Origin of the sequence: Serratia nevei (genome assembly GCF_037948395.1) — a bacterium.
Taxonomy (GTDB): domain Bacteria; phylum Pseudomonadota; class Gammaproteobacteria; order Enterobacterales; family Enterobacteriaceae; genus Serratia; species Serratia nevei.
Window position 1 is genome coordinate 2,699,297 of sequence record NZ_CP149940.1, and the last position, 19,065, is coordinate 2,718,361.

General features: G+C 59.3%; 13 protein-coding genes. 9 read left to right on the forward strand and 4 right to left on the reverse strand.

Annotated elements, in window-relative coordinates; genetic code table 11:
• Positions 1 to 15: 15 nt before the first annotated feature.
• From V8N38_RS12995 to V8N38_RS13015, 5 genes are all read left to right on the forward strand, one after another.
• Positions 16 to 2,172: a hypothetical protein gene (locus tag V8N38_RS12995; RefSeq protein WP_089186024.1), complete on the forward strand. Its 2,157-nt coding sequence runs from the start codon at positions 16 to 18 to the stop codon at positions 2,170 to 2,172.
• A 128-nt stretch (positions 2,173 to 2,300) separates the two neighbouring features.
• A complete protein-coding gene (locus V8N38_RS13000; RefSeq protein ID WP_244951311.1) occupies positions 2,301 to 4,067 on the forward strand; it encodes a hypothetical protein in 1,767 nt (588 codons plus the stop codon).
• Between the two features lie 13 nt (positions 4,068 to 4,080).
• Positions 4,081 to 5,739 carry a hypothetical protein gene (locus V8N38_RS13005; RefSeq protein ID WP_060418681.1) on the forward strand — a complete coding sequence of 553 codons (1,659 nt, stop codon included), beginning with the start codon at positions 4,081 to 4,083 and terminating at the stop codon, positions 5,737 to 5,739.
• A 9-nt stretch (positions 5,740 to 5,748) separates the two neighbouring features.
• A complete protein-coding gene (locus tag V8N38_RS13010; protein WP_147839912.1) occupies positions 5,749 to 7,659 on the forward strand; it encodes a hypothetical protein in 1,911 nt (636 codons plus the stop codon).
• The gene (locus tag V8N38_RS13015; RefSeq protein WP_141959338.1) at positions 7,640 to 9,067 is read left to right on the forward strand and encodes a hypothetical protein; all 1,428 of its coding nucleotides are present in this window, start codon (positions 7,640 to 7,642) and stop codon (positions 9,065 to 9,067) included. Before V8N38_RS13010 ends, V8N38_RS13015 begins: the two co-directional genes overlap by 20 nt.
• 60 nt (positions 9,068 to 9,127) lie before the next feature.
• On the opposite strand, the gene V8N38_RS13020 is transcribed toward V8N38_RS13015, so the two are convergent.
• The 4 genes from V8N38_RS13020 to V8N38_RS13035 all read right to left on the reverse strand — a co-directional run bounded on the left by V8N38_RS13020 (position 9,128) and on the right by V8N38_RS13035 (position 14,349).
• Positions 9,128 to 9,841 (reverse strand): flagellar brake protein, encoded by a 714-nt coding sequence (locus V8N38_RS13020; RefSeq protein ID WP_049199733.1) that lies wholly within the window; start codon positions 9,839 to 9,841, stop codon positions 9,128 to 9,130.
• Positions 9,842 to 9,917: 76 nt separating this feature from the next.
• Positions 9,918 to 10,700 carry an N-formylglutamate amidohydrolase gene (locus V8N38_RS13025; RefSeq protein WP_123895030.1) on the reverse strand — a complete coding sequence of 261 codons (783 nt, stop codon included), beginning with the start codon at positions 10,698 to 10,700 and terminating at the stop codon, positions 9,918 to 9,920.
• Between the two features lie 101 nt (positions 10,701 to 10,801).
• Entirely contained in the window at positions 10,802 to 12,523 is a 1,722-nt protein-coding gene (gene olsF / locus V8N38_RS13030; RefSeq protein ID WP_049199741.1) for an ornithine lipid synthase OlsF, read from the reverse strand.
• A gap of 155 nt (positions 12,524 to 12,678) precedes the next feature.
• Positions 12,679 to 14,349 (reverse strand): DUF4091 domain-containing protein, encoded by a 1,671-nt coding sequence (locus tag V8N38_RS13035; protein ID WP_147839911.1) that lies wholly within the window; start codon positions 14,347 to 14,349, stop codon positions 12,679 to 12,681.
• Between the two features lie 465 nt (positions 14,350 to 14,814).
• Here V8N38_RS13035 and V8N38_RS13040 point away from each other — a divergent pair, with 465 nt between their 5' ends.
• The 4 genes from V8N38_RS13040 to V8N38_RS13055 all read left to right on the forward strand — a co-directional run bounded on the left by V8N38_RS13040 (position 14,815) and on the right by V8N38_RS13055 (position 19,051).
• Positions 14,815 to 16,068 (forward strand): ABC transporter substrate-binding protein, encoded by a 1,254-nt coding sequence (locus tag V8N38_RS13040; RefSeq protein ID WP_147839910.1) that lies wholly within the window; start codon positions 14,815 to 14,817, stop codon positions 16,066 to 16,068.
• 78 nt (positions 16,069 to 16,146) lie between these two features.
• Positions 16,147 to 17,088: a carbohydrate ABC transporter permease gene (locus tag V8N38_RS13045; protein ID WP_047730640.1), complete on the forward strand. Its 942-nt coding sequence runs from the start codon at positions 16,147 to 16,149 to the stop codon at positions 17,086 to 17,088.
• 10 nt (positions 17,089 to 17,098) lie between these two features.
• A complete protein-coding gene (locus V8N38_RS13050; protein WP_004938251.1) occupies positions 17,099 to 17,917 on the forward strand; it encodes a carbohydrate ABC transporter permease in 819 nt (272 codons plus the stop codon).
• Positions 17,918 to 17,938: 21 nt separating this feature from the next.
• Positions 17,939 to 19,051 (forward strand): ABC transporter ATP-binding protein, encoded by a 1,113-nt coding sequence (locus V8N38_RS13055; RefSeq protein ID WP_060418668.1) that lies wholly within the window; start codon positions 17,939 to 17,941, stop codon positions 19,049 to 19,051.
• Positions 19,052 to 19,065 lie beyond the last annotated feature (14 nt).

A 19,065-nucleotide genomic window follows, 5' to 3' on the forward strand; every position in this document is an offset into this window, starting at 1 on the left:
CAAGAGGACCGCCCTATGTTAACCACCGCTTTGCAGCAATCGATAAAAATCGACGTCACCGAGTATTTGGGCGTCAAGGAATACGCGTATACCTGCTACGGCGACAGCGACAGCAAGGATATCTTCTATGTGGTGCCGGAGATCCCGGTGTTTGCCAAACGGGATACCAATACGCCGAGCTTCATGTTTTACAAATACCGCAGCGAAGATACGCAAGGCGGCTACGCGCAATTCACCGTGCAGCTGCCGCAGCCGAATGCGGAAATGAAAGACCGCATCCGCCTGCAGCTGTATAACGGCCTTGGCAGAAAAGACGGCCCGCTGGATAAAAAATCCAAGCTCATTGTCGACTACATCAAGGCAAAACAGGCCTATGAAGCGGACCCGGAAAACAACACCAAGAAGACCGCGATGGACCAGGCGCAGAAGAATACCGGCCTGAGCGATGAACAGCTCAACCGGTTTGTCGCGCTCTACGACGGCAACAAGGGCGACGATCAATTCCTCAGCGAACTGATGCCGGCGGACGCTGCAAAAATCGAACTGATGCAGCCGCGCTACACCTCGGCGCAGGCCATGCTGATCCTCGACGGCAACGATAAGTTCTATCGCCAGATCCCAACGCCGCTGTCCCCCTCCGGCCTCGGCGACAACAATACCGTGTTCAGCCTGTCGCTGACCGGGGAAGGCGCCACGCTGTTTGAACAGGTGCTGAAAGGCACCGATAAAAACGCCAGCGTCGGCGTGCGCTTCGACCTCTCCCTGGATGCCTCCATGTCGGCGGCCAAAGTGATCGTCACCTACAACAGCGAGCAGGCCAAGTCCGTAGCGCAAACCATCAACTACCACACCTGGTCGGCCGACGAGAAAAAGATCGAGCAGGAGTTTTACGCCAAGGAAGCGATCAAGGTGGACGTGCGGATCGGGTTGACGGCGCAAGAAATGGGCATGGAACCCGCCGCCTATGATAAATGGAAGGAAAGTCTGCGGAACTGGGGGCAACAGCAGGTCGAGCAGATCCTGAGCAGCCAAACCGGCATCGACATGAGTCTCAATTTGCTGAACGACGCCGGCAGCTTCGAAAAATTCCAGTCCAAAATCTCGCAAACCCAGAGCTTCAGCCGCGAATATGAAGAGAACGCCGTGGTGTCCTCCACCATTTATCCGCAAACTCAGCTGCCGTCGATACGCTCAATCGTCGGCGAAGCCGATTTGGATCAGTACTTCAAAGAGTACGATCTCCACGACCCGTTCTATCAGTACATCCAGCCGGAGTTCTTCGTCACCGAAGACATGGCCAAGTATGACATCGCCAATATCGTGGTCACCGCGATATACGACGACGATCTCAAGAGCACGCTGACCTTTACGCCGAAGGATCCGGGGCCGAAGAAAACCGACAAATGGTTTATCAAACCCGAGCTCGGCCGCGCCTACCGTTATCATTACACCGTCAACTTCACCGGCATGCAGGCCAGACCTTACCTGTCTGGGGACATCCAGGTCAAAGACGATCTGGTGGTCACCATCAACGCGGCGCAAAGCGGCATCGTCTACGCAGATATCTCCACCCTGCTCAACCCGCTGGGCTGGGAGGTCTTCAGCCAGGTCGTGGTCAAGACCCAGTACGAAGACAAAGAGCACAGCGTGCCGCTCAAGCAATACACCCAGGTGATCAGCGACAAGAACCCGCCGGTGCCGTTTATTTATCCGATCGGCACCAACGTGGAAAAGCCGCTTTATTATTCGGCCGACTACTATGCGCTGGACGGCGACAGCCTGACCTACCTCCCGCCGGGCGTGGAAAGCAACCCGCAGCTGCCCGGCTATGGCGAAACGCGCGGCAATCAGATCCTGATCGCCAACGCCCTGCCGAAGCAGCAGAAATACACCATCATCTTCAAACCGTCGCAAAAAGACGTTTCGCTGATCACCTTCGAGATGACGGTGAACTACCCGAAATGGGACTTCTCGCAAACGCAGCCCATTGCGTTAACCGAGTTCGACACCAAGTCACTCACGCAGTACCTGACATTCAACCTGATGCAGCAAGAGAAAGGCAACGAGCCGCAGATCAGCTACACCGCCACGGTCTATTACGGCGATAACCAGGAGAAAACCGTCACCAAGCCGATCACGGGCACCAGCACCATCGTGGTCGTGACCTTCTGACGGCCGGTCTCCGCCGGAGCAAGCACGCCTTGCTCCGGCTCCCTCTCCGATGACGTGAGGTTGCCGCTATGCGCGATCAGGTAATCATGCAAGACATCTGTTTTATTCGAGCGGACCCGGATCGGCCCGTGTATTACTACTGTGCCGCCGCGCCGAGCGTGCAGGTCACCGCAGGCAATCAACCCGATGTCCAACTGCAAATTTTCAGAAACCTCAACCAACCGGACGATCTTTACTACGCCACGCTGTCGTTGCAGACCCAGTTGGCCAGTTCGCCCGACGCGGCGCAACGCGCCGCCGACGCCAGCCCGGATATACCGCGCGATGCGATCTTATTGCCGCTGCAGGCGATCGCCTGCAGCGCGACGCTGAATATCCCCGATCTTATCCCCGGGCAGACCAGCAAAACCTCGCTGAGCGACCAGCAATATTGCTACCTGTCCGCCAAACTGGACGACGACGACGATATCCTGCTGCTGGCAAGCCTGATGCGCACGCCGGCCTCGACGCCGATCGCCGTCAGTTACAAAATCGACTACCTGCAGCAACTGCCGCCGGCCACCTTCGAGCTGGAAGCCAACTGGGACCAGGTTTACCGTTACCTGCAGCGCTCGATAGGCTTTAACCTGCTGATCTTTAGCGTCGGTATCGAGCAGACATCCGCCCAGTTGATCAGCGAGAAAATCGTCACCGTCAAAGTCAGGGACACCGATCCCGACGGCCATATGGCGCAGGCGGCCGCCGAACTGACGCAGATCCTCACCAGCCAGTTCTTCACGCCGGTTATCGCCAACGAACCGCAGCAGACAAGCCCCAAAGCCGGCTTTTATCTACAACAGGTCTCGGTTGAAAACATCGATCAACGCCGCCTGAGCGGCAAGATCAGCGAAACCAACGTCGTGCAGCGTTCGCTCTATCCGCAGGCCCTGTTCGCCCAGTTGGTCAACGGCACGGACTATCAGGCCGATCGCGCGATCGTCAAACGCGATCTGCAGGATGACTTTTTCGCCTATCGCGAGGTGCGGGTCAGCCTACTGTCGGATGCGCTTGACGCCAATATCCTGCTGGTGACGGCCCGGTTGCGCTATGGCTCAAACAGCCGACAGCTGAAATTTACCCGCGACGACTTCGGGCCCAAACCGTTTAAGGAACCCAGCCTGATCGACCCGAAAACGGGAAAAATGCTGTGGCCGGTCGAGTATGACTTCACCGTGTACTTCAACCAGTCGATAGGCGGCGTGACTTCGGTCAGCTCCGGCAGCCTGCAAACGGAGATGAGCGAGGTCTTTCTGGACGTCGAGTCGCTCTACGGCCGCTATGATTTCGCGATCGAAGCGGCGCAACAGTTTGACTGGCAGCGCTATCAATCCGTGCTGGTCACGCTGCGCTATCGCCACCGGCAACAGCCGAACAGCAGCGTGTCGCGCAGCTTCCAACTTGACCAGACCAGCCCGCGAGCCCACTACCCGGTCATGCTGCCGGAGCCGGACGAATACCAATTCGACGTCGACAAAACCTACAGCGCCGCCGTCAACTCACCGCATATCTCCGCCGAGCTGCAAGAACCGACCGGTCAGGACGTCTACCTGTTCTCGACCCTGTATCGCCAGCGCGTGCTGACGCTGTCGGCCGACATGGACTGGCGCCGGGTGGAAATGGTCATCGTTTCCGCCAGCTACGCCTGCACGCCGGCGGAAACGCTGCAGCAGGTGTTTCAATTTACCGAATCCGATGCCGCCCCGCGCTGTTTCAGCGCCGATCAGCTTGATCCGGAGCAGATGAGCGTCGATCTGGATATCTGGTTTACCTATCAACCCGGCGAAGGCGGCGATCGGCCCGAAAACGTGCAGTGCTCGACCGACGCCAACGCTCTCGATCTCGCCACCCTCAGTTAACTAAGGAAACGCCATGTTATTACTCAGAGCCAAAACTGCCACCATCAACAACATCACCTTCTTCGCCGACGATTCAGACGATAACCAGTTCTGGTATCTGCCCGGTGATATCCACATTGCGCAGAAGTCGGGCGAACCGGTGTTTTCGCTGATCAAATACACCGGCGACGCCAGTGATCCGCAAGGGGGATACATCAACTTCGAGGTCAATACGGCGATCGACGAAGCGGTGTTGAACCGTGCCTTCAACGACTATCTGCGCAAACTGAACGTTGATCCCAAGAATGCCCGCAAGGCCCAGGTGCCGTATGATAAAGGCACGGTGAACTTCTTCGTGCTCGACGCGGGCGCCACCAACGGTGAGCTGATCAGCGCCCCTTGCCCCAGCCTGTTCGGCAACAACAGCGCCATTTTCAGTGCCAAGCTGACGCCGTCCCAGGCGGTGATCCTCGAAGCCGCGTTCACCCAGGCCAAGGCGCCGGCCGCCGTCGCCTATAACCTCAGCTTCACCGGCATCACGCCGGCGCTGAAGGTCGAAGTGACCGCACAGTTCGAAAGCATCTACAAAGAATTCGATCTGAAATTCGGCGCCAACATTCCCATTCCGGTTGAGACGCCGGCCAGCTTCTGGCTGGGCTTCGACAGCGTCATCAAAAAACTGCAGCAGGATCAGAAACTGGTGATCAAGGTCACCGAAAGCATGCCGGGCGACGAAGAGGCCAAAGAGAAAGAGTGGGCACTGCAGTTCGTCAAGGAAGAGATCTTGAAAAGCTTTTTCAGCGCCACGCTCAAACCTAACGACGACAGCAACCCGCAGGCGAAATCCGCCAGCGACGCCATTCTGGATTCGCTGATCGCCAGCGACAAGAAAGAAGGCGAAGAAGCCGGCAAAGGCGGCCTGTTCCCCAGCGCTTCGCTGGAGATCAAGCTGGTGCGGATCGAGGAAACCAAAAGCCTGAACTTCAACTACACCTCGTCGAAAGCCCTCAGCCAGTCCGCCGTGCCGCAAAACTTCATCGGCAGCGATATCCTGCACGCCCAGAAAACCGCGCCCTACTTTATTCAGGTCAACGTCAACGATCCGTTCTTCCAACAGCTGGATTTGACCGTGCTCGGGCCGGACAGCTTCGAGGAGTACGGTATCAAGGCCGCCACCTTCAACATCCGTTACAACAACCAGGTTTATACCGGCGCGCCTTTCACCAACGATGACGGGACATGGACCAAACGCATTGCCCGCAGCAGCGATAAGAACGAGCTGTTCCATATCACCAGCGAATTCGCGTTCAAATCCGCAGCCTCCTCGGGCTGGGAAGGCAGCAGCAGCTATCAGCCGCAGTCCAAATCGGCCTCGACCCTGCTGAACATGGATCCCGGCTCGGTGCTGTCTTTCAACGAGATCAGTATCTTCCTCGACCGCAAATTCTCGTGGGAAAACTGTAACCAGGTCATGGTGGAGCTGAGCTATCAGGACGACAAAGGAAGCCGCAAGACCAAGAAATATACCTTTACGCAAGGCGCGCACGAGAGCCAAACGTTCAAATACCGCTGTCTGACGGAGAAGCCTTGGGCGGTCAATTACACACTGATCTACTTCCTGGTTGGCGGAGAAACCGTCGAACGCAGCGGCAGCGAAAACCCGCCGGCGATCGTCATCCCCAACCTGGTTTAGGTGAGCACCATGATCGATCGCAACGCAGTGTTACCCTCGGCATGGAACGCCCTGGTCAACGCCCTGTGCAAGGAAGCGACCTATTTGCAAAACACGCTGGCCCCGGACGTCGCCCGCTTCAGCCGGACGAAGGCGACGCCCGGCGGTTTGTCCGTCGCGTTTACCACCAGCCTGCTCGGTTATAACGGCAGCCCGCTGGAGTTCACCGTGTCGTCGGCCAAACCGCAGGGGCTCGCCTGCACGCTGGATCCCTTTTTACCGCGCTATGCGCAGCGCCGCAGCGCCGGCGCCTTTGCCCGACGCTGTGAGGCGATCACCGCGGCCCCGCTCGCCGATCCCGCCAACAGCCTGGAGGCGGTGCGACGTATGCAATGTGCAAGCGTTCAGCCGCTGCGCTTCGGCGCCTGGCTGGGGCGAAAATACGCCCCGGACGCGATCAAAACCAAGGTCTACGTTGAAACCCCCGCGGACATGGCGGCCGCGCCCGATGGCTTGCAGGGGCCGCTCACCGCCGAGGCCCGCCGCGCGGCGGGATTGACGCTGCTGATGGTGGGGTATTACCCGGAATCTGCCGACTCTCCGCGCGAATATTACTACCAGTGGCACAGTGCGCGGATCACGCGTGACGATATCCTCGCCGTCATGCGGCTGTTCGAGGGAGAAAGCCGTTTTTCCGCCCTGATGCCGCTGCTGGACCGCGCGCTGCGGCAGCAGGACAGGCGGGACTTCCCCCCGACCACCTACGGATTCAGTCTGGGATACGCGCCGGACGGCAATCTGGAGAGTTTTACGCTGTTCGCCATGGCGGCAAGTTTTTTCGGCGACAACCGCCGCGTTTTCGACGGCATCACCGCGCTGCTGGCGCCCGATGGCCAAGCCATGCCGCTGCTTAACCGCGCGGTGAGCGAACAGGTTCCGTTGCAGTACAACGTCGTCGGCTTTTCCTGCGATCGCCAGGGCAATCACAGCGTCAGCTGCACGTTCAGCCCGCAAAACGCGCATTTCGAAATCCTGCCATGCAAAGCGCGCGAAACGGCACCGCTTGTGCCATTGCCGTTGGCGGAGCTGTTGGCGCAGCAGTGTGCCAGCGGCGCCTTTCCCTCTCATGTCAGAACGCCGGATGGCCGCTGGCACAAGGATGAAAATGCTTTTGTCACCGCCCAGGTGCTGCGCACGCTGGATTATACCGCCCAGACCGCGCCCCATATCGAGCTGGCGCTCGACTTTTTGCTCGGTTGCGAGAGCCGCCCGCACCACTTCCATTTTTGGCCTGCCGGCAAGCACCCCGCCTGGATGGCGGGCCAGCGGATCGACGCTGACATCGACGATACCGCCATTATCACTGAGCTCTTGTATCGATTTCATCGGCGCTCGTTGGCGCAAGCCAGACAGACGCTGGCGCAGATGCAGGCTTATCAGGTACAGCGCGTCGAACGGCGGCTGAAGACGACGCCCTATCCCTGGGCCGAGTGTTACGCCTTTCACACCTGGATGAAAGACGACGGCGACATCACGCAACTGGACTGCTGCGTGAATACCAACGCGCTGATTTTAATCCATACGTTGACCGCCGCTCACGGCAGCCCGCCGCCGGCCTATCCGCGCATTATCCAAATGCTGAATCAGGCGGTGAGCTGGAGCGACGGCGATTACAACCGCCTCAACGCGTTAACGCCCTATTATGCCCACCCGCATGAGTGGCTAAGTACGCTGGAATACGCCAGGCGGCAAGGGGTGCCGCAGCTTGCACCGGCGATCAATGCGCTGGCCGCCTGGCGCTTGCCGGCGACCAACGACGAAAGCCCGCTCTATCGCCGTCACGACGGTCATTTTCTTTGGACTTCCGCCTGCCTGAACCAGTTCAGACATCTGGCACGCCTTTCTTCCCTGGAGGATCGCTATGAACATCTTTCTCAATGATCTGGTGACGCTGAACAAGGTCATTTTGGACAACGCGCGCGAACAGTTTCCCGACGCCGAAGCCCCCCGTCTGCGCTACCGCGCCGCGCCCGCGCCGGTGGCCGACGAACTGCAGGCCGATGTTTGTACCGAAGTCGTCTCGGGAGAGACGCGCTATCGCATCGCCACCAGCAGTGACGGTACGCGCTGGCATATGACGGTGGATTTCGCGCTCAGCCGCGCCGTTCAGCAGGTGCCCTACGTGGTGCTGACCTTCAGCACTTTCGGCAAGGTTGAAGAAATGATCTTCGAACAGGTTTTGCTGGACGTCCCGCCGACCCGCTACCGCGCCCAGCTCGACCTGGACCGCCTGGAACAGCGTGACGCGCTGCTGCGAGCGCTGTCGGATTATGACTCGCAAACCACGCTGGTGGTCGCCATCGTCACCGATAACGGGCTCCTCAACACCATCACCTCGCCGAAAGTCTTCTACTTCGCCGAGAACTACTATCCCTATATCTATCAGGGCATCCTGCCGCCGCCGCCGCGCCTGCAGCTGATCCTCACGCCGCTGGCCTTCGGGCATCTGTGGTACAACTACTATCAGGACTATGTACGAAAAAACTATCTTTATTACCTGCCTGATACTTTCCTGCTGGCGACCAACGCCGCCGACGACGACAAACCGATGCTGTCTATCTCGTTTTCTGCAGCGCCGCACGCAACCTCGCTCAACGATGTCGAGGTGACGTTCGACTATTTCCTGTCACCCAAGGTCAATCAGGCGCGCATCGGCGACGCCACCGCACAGTTCACGCAGATGCAACCGGACGGCAAGCTGGCACCGTTCGCCAACGCGGACACCCTGACGCTGCTGCTGGGGCTGCCGGACGGCAAAACGGAGGAAAAAAACGCGCTGATCAATCTGCAGAGCGGTATCGTGGATTCATTCACGCTGCCCGCCAGCCAATTTGGATTGATTTGGGATGCCTTCTTCGATCGGTCGCCGCAAAACCTGCTGCTCAAGGGATATCTGGCGGTGCAGTTCACCGGCTTCAACCCGGATAATCTGCCCGTGGCGCTGGCGCTGGACGCCAAATACCAGAACAGGCTGCCGGATTTCATCAAGCAATCCGCACCGGCGGACATCAATAAGACCGTGGAATTCCGCAGCGATGCCGGCGCCTACGATCCCGCCGGGCCGCGGCCGATCAAGCGCATGCTGGTCAGCATCGACAATCAGACCATTGAGCTGGACAAGGAGCACCCCGTTCAATCGGTTAACGTGAAGATTTCCGTGCTGGAACTGATCCTGCATCCGGACAAGAAGCTGGTGTATCACTACGATTTGCAGATTATCTACGTCGACGGCGGCAAAAAGTCCTCCTACGACAATACGTCCAGCTTCGAGATTATTTACGTCCCCTGAACGGGGAGAGAATGGCGGCGCGGCCGGGCGGCATCCAGCCCGACGCGCCGGAACAGAGGATCAGCGTTTTTTCTTTTTGTTGAAATCCAGCTCGAAGGCGAACACCGCGCTCTGGATTTTGCGCTCCATCGCCAGCCCCAGCTTGAGGAAGCGGCATGACAGGCGCGAGAAGTGTACCACCTGATCGTTGTCGTCAGTTTCCTGATCGTCGTTGACCACCACCAGCTCCATGTTGACCTTGAAGCTGCCGTAGCTGCCCAGATCCAGCAGCGCTTTCTTGAACTGCAAACCCGGCTGGAAGAATTCCGGCAGCGGGCCGTCGAAGCGCAAACCGACGCCGCCGGCGGACAGATCGTGGATCCGCAGCTCATAAGGCGTACCGTCCGGGTATTCGCCGGTGCAGAAGAATTGACGCCAGTGCGGCGTGGTGATGCGGAACTGGCGACGGCGCTGAATGTAAACCAGCTCCTGCGGCAGACGGGTCGAGCAGGCCTGGACGCCCTGATGTTCGGTCAGCTCCGCCTGGCCGACGGAAAACTCGATTTTGGCGTCGTTGCTTTCAATCACGATGGTGCAGGCGCCGTCGATGGCGCTCGCGGCTTCCTCACCGCTAAACACGATATTGTCCGGCCCGACGCTCAATAACAGACTTTGAAACCGGTGCTGCTGATTTTCTACGCGCAGCGGCGTGCGTTGTTTGCAAATTTCACGCAGAATCGCCAGAACTTCAAAACGCTCCCGTTTGATAAACAGTCCGTTATCGCTGTGCTCCACACGTCTCTCCTGACTTTTTTTCTAATGACGTCTTACGTATTCCTTACGGTTATCATCTCTGGGAATATTCCTAAAGTCAAATTTGCCAGCGTTGCCAGGCCTGCGGCAACAGGCGCGCGAAACGTTTCGCCCACGCCTGCTGCCCGCGTTCGTCGGCGATCAGATCCTGGCGAATTTCGATGCCGACATAAGGCAAACCGCGGCGTTCCGCATGAACCGGCAACGTATAGTCGGTGGCGTCCGTCATCGCATAAGGTTCGTTGATGCCCACCTGCAAATCCCCCTCTTCACGCAGCAGCTCGGCCAGCAGATGGGCAAACTCCGGGTAGCGGTTAAACAACAGCCCCACCTGCCAGGGGCGCGATTCCCCCTTGAACACCGGCGTAAAGCTGTGCATGGCGATCACCGCCGTCGGCAGTTCACGCAGTTGGCGTTGCCCCAAATGATCGTCAATGGCGTGGTGATACGGCAAAAACACCTCGCGCTCGCGCGCCAGCGCGTGCTCGGCGTCGATACCGATATTGCCGGGGATCGGCGTCAGCTCGGACAAGTGCGGGATCGAGCTGGCGATGCCGGGCGCCCGGTTGCAGTCGATCACCAACCGCGAATAGCGCTGATGGATCAGCGTCGCGTCCAGCTGGCGGCTCAGATGGCGCGACACGCTCAGCGCGCCGATATCCCAGCCGATGTGGCGTTCGATCTCCCCGGGCGGTAAGCCGAGATCGCCGAGGGATTGCGGTATCGCCTTGCCGGCGTGATCGCACAGCAGCAAAAATGGCGCTTTGCCATGCGGGATTTCAACGGCGGCGGCAGAGGGTTCATCGGCGGACAATAACGGCGGGATAAACGAGTGAGGCATGCAAGGCTCCGGCGGTGGAAAGCAAAACGTTTATCGTAGCGCTATCCCGTCGCCGGCCCCAAGGTCGTGCTTAGATCAAAAAGGCATGAGTCAGACTACAATCATGCCGTCTCGGCTGGCTGTGGCTGGTGCACCGCGATATAACGCTGATAGCGCGACGGCTTGAGCCGCGTGGTGTCCACCAGCACCAGCCCATCGATGCAGTTGTTGAACGCCGGATCGGTGCCGAAGTCGATAAACTGCACCCCGCCCGGCTCGCACAGCTCGGTGTACTGTTTGTAGAGCGTCGGGATCGAACAGCCGATGTTGCTGAGCAGGCTCTTCAGCCGCACCAGATCTTCCTGGTAGTTGTCCCCGGCAAACTGCGCCAGCACCTGCGGCAGCGACGCCGGATAAGGCCGGCGCGACTGCGCGAAGGCATGATCCGGCGAGAAGTAGAGCCGATAGAAGGCGATCAGCAGATCGCGCGCCGCCAGCGGCATGCCGCCGGAGATCGACACCGGGCCGAACAGATAACGGTACTGCGGGTATTTCGACAGGTAGGCGCCGATGCCCAGCCACAAATAGTCCAGCCCGCGTTTGCCCCAATAGGCGGGCTGAATGAAGCTGCGCCCCAGCTCGATGCCCTGCGCCAGGATCGGTTCCATATCGCGGTCGTAGTGGAACAGGCTATTGCTGTAGATGCTTTCCAGCCCTTTGCGTTCGATTTGTTCGGCGGTGGGGATAAAGCGATAGGCGCCGACGATCTCCAGCTCCTCCTCATCCCACAGCACCAGGTGATAATAGTCGTCGTCGTAGCTGTCCAGATCGCGGCGGCGGCCGGAGCCTTCCCCTACCGCACGGAAGGCGATCTCGCGCAGGCGCCCCAGCTCACGCAGGATCGGCGTGCGTGCTTCATCGTGGCGGCGGTAGAGGTAGATGGTTTTACCGTCCGGCGTCACCCCCAAGCGTTCGCAGTTCGCCAGCGCTTTTTTCAGCTCCAAACGCTCTTCCGGCAGCGCGATCGGCGATTCGCTGGCGAACAGCCCCGGCTTGCCCTGGCCCAGGCGATACACATGGCGGCGAAAACGCTCCGCCAGATCCTTGGCGCTGGTGTGACCGTCATGCCAGTTGGCGAACGGCACGCGGCCGCCGATGCGGATCTTGATGCGCCCGCCCCGCTGCTGGAACATTTCGCGCACCAGCAACAGCGTCGACAGCGGCCGGTAGACCAGCGAGGTAAAGTAGAACAGGTTGCTGTTGCGCGCGCTGATATGAATAGGCACGATCGGCGCGCGCGCCTTGGCGGCCAGACGCAGAAAGCCGGTATGCCAGTGGCCGTCGCGGATGCCCTTCGGGCTCATACGCGACACTTCGCCGGCCGGGAACAGGATCAGCGCGCCCTGATTGTCCAACTGCTGCTGCATGCCTTCAATCTGCTTGCGGCTGGTTTTATAAGCGACGTTATCCACCGGCACGAACAGGTTGCGCAGCGGTTCGATGTAGGTCAGCAGCTGGCTGGCCACCACTTTCACATCCGGGCGCACCGCCGCGACGGCGCGCAGCAGCACCAGGCCGTCGAGCGAACCGATCGGGTGATTGGCCACGAGCACCACCGGCCCCTGGCTCGGAATGTTTTCCAGATCGCCGTCCACCAGCTCGCAGCTGAGGTTGAAGTAGTCCACCACCTGCTCGATCAGATCAAGCCCTTTCAGGTGGGGATAGTCGGCGGCGAACTGTTTGAATTCTTTTTCGAAGAGAAGGGTTCTTAGCAGGCTGCGCTGCCAGGCAGGGGTATTGCGGTGTGGAAATGCATCTTGCAACAGAGAATCCAGGCTGAACATCGCGTTATCTCCTGACGTAGTCGCTGCAAACTTAAGCCAGAGCCGTGACTCTGACGTGTCAGTTACATGACAATAAAATGAATCCATCGACTATCAGGTATAGCAAAGTAATGGCGATTTGGGAGCGAAAGACGCATTTTCGCCCCCATTGCCCCTCACATCGGCGCCAGCAACGCTTCGATGCGGCGGTTCACCGCTTCTCGCAGGCGCAGCAGCGGCCCGGCCTGGTGCGGATAACGCTTGAAGGTGATGCGCATGCCCAGCTCGCGTTCGATCAGCGTCTCCACCGTCGCCCGGTCGGTCAGACTCTCCAGCAGCTGCAGCGCACGCATGTCCTGCAGCCCCTGGTGCAGCACCCGCAGGCGCAGCGACTCCACCGGCTGCAGATCCTCGCCCGGATAGACCACGAACGGATCGCCGGAGGGAAACGCATGGCCGCTGTCGGTCACCGCGTACGGATTGATGCGCTCGCGCGAATGGGCGCTGTTATAGAAGTTGAATCCCCAATGCAGGAAGCCGGCAATGCGGTACAGATACAGCTGCACGCCCAATATGCGGTTGCGCGCCGAAGGCTGGGCGAAGAACCGATTGGCGACCTCGGTCTTCTGCACGCAGCAGTAATAGGCCCACAGGCCGGGCACCCGGTGTTCGATAAAGGGATCGATATGGTCGGTCGCGGCGACCGGGGTTTCCACCAGGCCTTGCTGATAGAAAGCGAAATCCGACAGCGCGTCGAAGGTGCGGAAGCCGTCCAGCAGCGGCCGCAGCGCGGCGGCGGCGCGCCGGTAGGCCGCCAGGTTGTCCAGCGTCGGCTCATCGGAAACATGGAACCACACCTGCCGTTCCAGCCCCCGTTCGCGGAACCAGGCGGTCAATTCGGGCAGCAGCGCCTGCAGGAAACGCTGATACGGTTCGCCCTGCGCATCGGTGTGCCAGCCGAAAAGCGGTCGCGCCTCGCCCTGCTCCTCCACCACGATCTTCGGCGCGTGCGCCGCGCCCCATTGGGTAAACAGCGGCGCGATTTCGAAGTGCTCGATGCCCTCTTCCTGCGCCAGCGCCACCCACTGCGCCAGGCGGCTGAAATCGAAGCCATACCCCTGCGCCGAACGCGTCACCCTCACCAGCTGCACCGTGGTGCGTTCGCCGCCGACGACGGTATCCAGCGGCGGCGTAAACAGCGGCGTCAGCAGCATATTGACCCCGGCGCGCACCGCACAGCGCACAAAGTGGCGCACTGCGCGCCAGTAATCCGGGCTGAACACCGCCAGACGGTAGTAATCCGCCAGGCAGTCGGTGTGCAACCACTCGGTGTGCAACAGCGTTTGCGGCGGCAACGCCGCCGGCACCAGATGCAGCGTCAGCGTGGCCTCGGCCAGCGCCTCGCCGCTCTGGGCATCCAGCAGCCGCAGGGTCAACGGAAAGTCGCCGGCCAGTTGCACATCGGCCGGCGGCGTCAGGGTCAGCCACAGGCTGCCATAATAGCGGCAGGCGGCGAAAAAACGCCGTTGCGGCAGCGGCATCAGCGGATCGGGAAATAAGCCCGACTCGGTCGTCAGGTAATTCTCGTCGGTCTCGCGATAACAGGGAAAACCGCTCGGCACCGATTGCACCTGGCGCACGCTGATATACTCCGCCAGCGGCCCGTCGAGTTGATAACACAGCTCATGGCGGGTTTCGTTGCCCGGCGTTTGCAAACAGTACACCGCCTGCCAGGAAAGCACCTCGTTATTTAACCCGCTCAGCCTTTCCTCCACGGAAATAGGCGGCACGCTGTGGCGATGAAATACTTTCTCCAGGCAATGAGTAAATACCAGAGACAGGCGCATGATGTTCGGCCCTCTTTATTTTTAATGAATAAACACGGTGAAATTCAGGCTAGCGCCTTTTATCGCCACAGACAATAGCCGGTAATAAAAATCGTTCCCATACCCTTCTTTGACTGCCGCGACCCGATTTTTTTGTTTATTTGCATCACAAAAATGAAAGAAGCTGATGCTTGCACAATAAAAATGTTTTTAATCCCCATTATGGTGCAAGGGTTATCAGTTATTCCTATACCTGCGAGGGCCGCTAAATGCCGCAATAGCAGGGAGAAAACCCATCAACAGGTTAACGAAATGTGAACAAGCCTACCTTTCACTTGGCCGTGAAAGCCTTTCGATTTTAACAACAATGAAACATTCATGCCCCATTTTTGGGCGTTCGGGGGTGTATTGACACATTGAAAGTTAAGGGATAGAAAGAATTTACGTTGCGAAAAACGTTATTCGTCGCTCACCGAGGGGAAAGCAATGTCACCGATAAAAAATACCGGACGCCTGCTGGCGCACTCTATTCTTGCCAGCGCATTATTATTACCCACCCTGCTCCACGCCGCAGATAAAATAACATTGCGCTATGCCGTTTGGGACAGAAACCAATTACCTGCCGAACAGGAGATCGCCAAACGTTTTGAACAGGCCAATCCGGATATAAAAATAGAAATAGAATTAACGCCCTCTGCGCAATATTTCGTTAAATTGGATTCCGCTGCCGCCGGCGGCGTGGCGCCGGATATATTCTGGATCAATATGCCTTATTTTGTGCAATATGCCAAAAACGGCATTATGGAACCGCTGGCGCCTTATATTAAGGACAGCGGCCTTCAGTTGGACGACGTGGTCGCCAGTTCGGTGAAAGCCTACCAGTACGACGGCCAACAGATGGCCATTCCGCGCGACGTCGACTCCATCGCCGTGTGGTACAACAAAAAACTGTTCGATCAGGCCGGCGTCAGCTACCCCACCAGCGACTGGAGCTGGGACGATCTGAAAAACAAAGCCACCGCCCTGAAAAGCGGGCTGAAAGGCGCCGCCTTCCCGCTGGTGATGGATCTCAGCATCGACGGCCAGGACAGCTATATGAACCTGCTGTTCCAAAACGGCAATCACATCGTACCGAAAGACGGCCAACCCACCGACATCGCCAACGACAAATCCATCTGGGTCTACCAGCAGCTGCAGGGCATGATGAAAGACGGCCTGATGCCGAGCGCCCAGCAAATGAGCGAAGTCAAAACCGAGAACATCTTCCAGTCCAACCGCGCCGCGATGGTCTATGCCGGTTCCTGGCTGGCGGCGCCGTTCGCCAACAACCCGCTGATCAACGATCACATCGGCGTGGTAATGATGCCGAAAATTGAACGCCAGTCCGGCGTAGCGCACAGCCTGGCCTTCGCCATGTCGGCCCAAAGCGCCCACAAACAGGCCGCCTGGAAATATATCGCCTTCATGAGCAGCGAAGCCTCGCAGGCGGAGCTGGCCAAGGTGGTGATCCCGGCCAACAAGACGGCGGCCAAGGTCTGGGCGCAGCAGATCCAGAAAGTCGACGTCTCGCCTTATATCCAGACCCTTGAAGTGACCCAGGCTTACCCAACCGCCGGCACTAATACGCCGAAATGGCAGAACATGTGGATCGCCAGCCTGAAGAAAATCTTTATGGGCGCGGACGCCAAGCAGGAAATGGACAAGTCGGTCAAGAAGATCGCGCGCGTCATGGAGCAGTAATCGCCCCGCCGCGGCGCGCTACCCCGAGTGTGCGCCGCGGTGGACCCACGCTGAAAGTGATAGGTGAGGAATGGCAACATGTCGCTGGCAGAAACGGCTACGGTCACCCTGAAATCATCCCGGCGCACCGCCCGCCCCGCGCTCAATCGGCTCGAACGCGCCGAACGCTTCTGGGGCTGGGTGATGATCCTGCCGCTGCTGTTAGGGGTCACGGTGTTTTACCTGATCCCCTTTTTGCAGAACATTTTTTACAGCTTTACCGATCTGAACCAGTTCATGCGCTGGAGCAGCATCAGCGTCGATAACTATCTCAACCTGTTCGAAGACGACGACTTCTACACCGCCGCCGCCAACACCCTGTTCTACGTGGTGGTGTGCGTACCGATCAGCCTGAGCCTGTCGCTGCTGTTGGCGATCGGCCTCAACCAGAACATCCGTGGCAAAGGCCTGCTGCGCACCCTGCTGTTCCTGCCGGCGGTCACCATGCCCGCGGCGGTGGCCATGGTGTGGCAATGGCTGTTCAACAAGGATTTCGGCCTGATCAACCAGGCGCTGGGCCTGCTGCACATTGCGCCGGTCGCCTGGCTGTCCGATCCGGACGTGGTGCGCATCAGCGTGTCCATCATCATCATCTGGTCGTCGCTGGCGCTGAAGATCATCATTTTGCTGGCCGGGCTGCAGAGTATTCCGCGCCAGCTGTACGAGGCGGCGGATATCGACGGCATCGGCACCCTGCGGCGCTTCTTCTGCATCACGCTGCCGATGATGGTGCCGACGCTGTTCTTCGTGTCGGTGATGAGCTTTATCGAGATCCTGCAAATCTTCGACGTGGTGTTCCTGATGTTCGACCGCGCGCTGGTGGAAAACGACGTGATGACCGTCACCAACCTGTTCTACAAGTACGCGTTTTACCTGCAGGAAAAAGGCTACGCCTCCGCCATCACCGTGGTGCTGTTCGCCGTCACGCTGGTGATCACCCTGATTCAAATGGCGATCGGCAAGCGCCTGAAAGTCAGCTGAGGAGCTGCACATGAACGCAAGCAAGAAAACGCTGGTGTACCTGTTTATGGGGCTGGCGGCGCTGGCCTCGGTCGTGCCCTTTATCTGGATGCTGGTGACCTCGCTGAAAACCCAGGCCGAGAGCATCCAGATCCCGCTGACGCTGCTGCCGGCGCACCCCAGCCTGCAGGCCTACGGCCGGGTGATGCACGAAATCCCGTTCGCCGGTTTTTATCTCAACTCGCTGCTGGCGACCTTCTTCACCGTCACCCTGCAGATGGCGATCGCCACCCTGGCCGCCTATGGCTTCTCGCGCCTGCATTTTCGCGGCCGCGACGCGGTGTTCCTGGTGTGCGTGTCGATCCTGATGGTGCCCGGCCAGGCGTTTCTGATCCCGCAATTTCTGGTGGTACAGAAGTTGGGGCTGGTCAACAGCATCACCGGGCTGGTGCTGCCGGGCATTTTCAGCGTCTACGCCACCTTCCTGCTGCGCCAGTTCTTTCTGGCGGTGCCGAAGGAGATGGAAGAAGCGGCCTTGATCGACGGCTACAGCTACTTCGCCATCTTCTGGCGCATCATGCTGCCGCTGATCCGGCCGGGCATTATCGCCTGCGTCATCATCAACGGCCTGTGGAGCTGGAACAACCTGATGTGGCCGCTGATCGTCAATACCACCACCGAGAAGCTGACGCTGCCGGTTGGCCTCGCCTCGCTCTCCAGCCGCGCCGGGGTGGAATACCCGTTGCTGATGGCCGGGGCGCTGATGGCGGTGATCCCGATGCTGATGCTGTTCATTATTTTCCAACGCTATTTCATCCAGGGCATCGCCAGCGCCGGGGTGAAAGGCTAACGCGCAGACAAGGTAAATGACATGGCCGGAATTCAGTTAAACAGCGTTAAAAAAGTCTACCCCAACGGTTTCCACGCGCTGCACGGCGTCAATCTGGACATTGAGGACGGGGAATTTATGGTGTTCGTCGGCCCGTCCGGCTGCGCCAAATCCACCCTGCTGCGGATGATCGCCGGGCTGGAGAGCGTCAGCGAGGGGCAGATCCTGATCCACGATCGCTGCGTCAACGACAGCATGCCGAAGGATCGCGGCGTCGCCATGGTGTTCCAGAACTATGCGCTGTACCCGCACATGACGGTGTACAAGAACATGGCGTTCGGCCTGATCGGCAAAGAGAGCAAGGCCGAGATCGACCGCCGGGTGCGCGACGCGGCGGAAAAGCTGGAGATCACCAACCTGCTGCAGCGCAAGCCGGGCCAGCTCTCGGGCGGCCAGTGCCAGCGGGTGGCGGTCGGCCGCGCCATCGTGCGCAAACCCAAAGTGTTCCTGTTCGATGAGCCGCTGTCCAACCTCGACGCCAAGCTGCGAGTGTCGATGCGCGTGCAGCTGATCGAACTGCACAATCAGCTGAAGCAGGAAGGCGCCGCCGCCACCATGGTGTACGTCACCCACGATCAGGTCGAAGCGATGACCATGGGCGATCGCATTTGCGTGATGAACCGCGGCGCCATCATGCAGGTGGATAAACCGATCAACCTGTACCACCACCCCGCCAACCGTTTCGTCGCCGAGTTTATCGGCAGCCCGTCGATGAACCTGCACGATCTGGCGATCGTGCGCGACGGCCAAACGGTGCGGCTGCGCATCGGCCTGCAGCACCCGCTCGAGCTGCCGCCGGCGCTGCAGCGGCAGTTGACGGACTATCCGCATGCGCGGGTGTGCCTCGGTATCCGGCCGGAGTCCCTGCGGCTGTGCGCGCCCGGCAGCGCCAACTGCTTCCCGGCGCAGATCGTCACCATCGAGCGCATGGGCAACGAAGAGCTGCTGCACTGTGAACTGGCCGACCTGCGCTTCGTGCTGCGCATGGCGTCGCTGCCGGACTGGGAGCCGCGCCTCGGCGAAAGCGTTCATCTGGCATTCGATCTGACGCGCGCACATTTGTTCGACGAGCTCAGCGGCCAAAACCTCAAATAACAACAGCGGAGTAT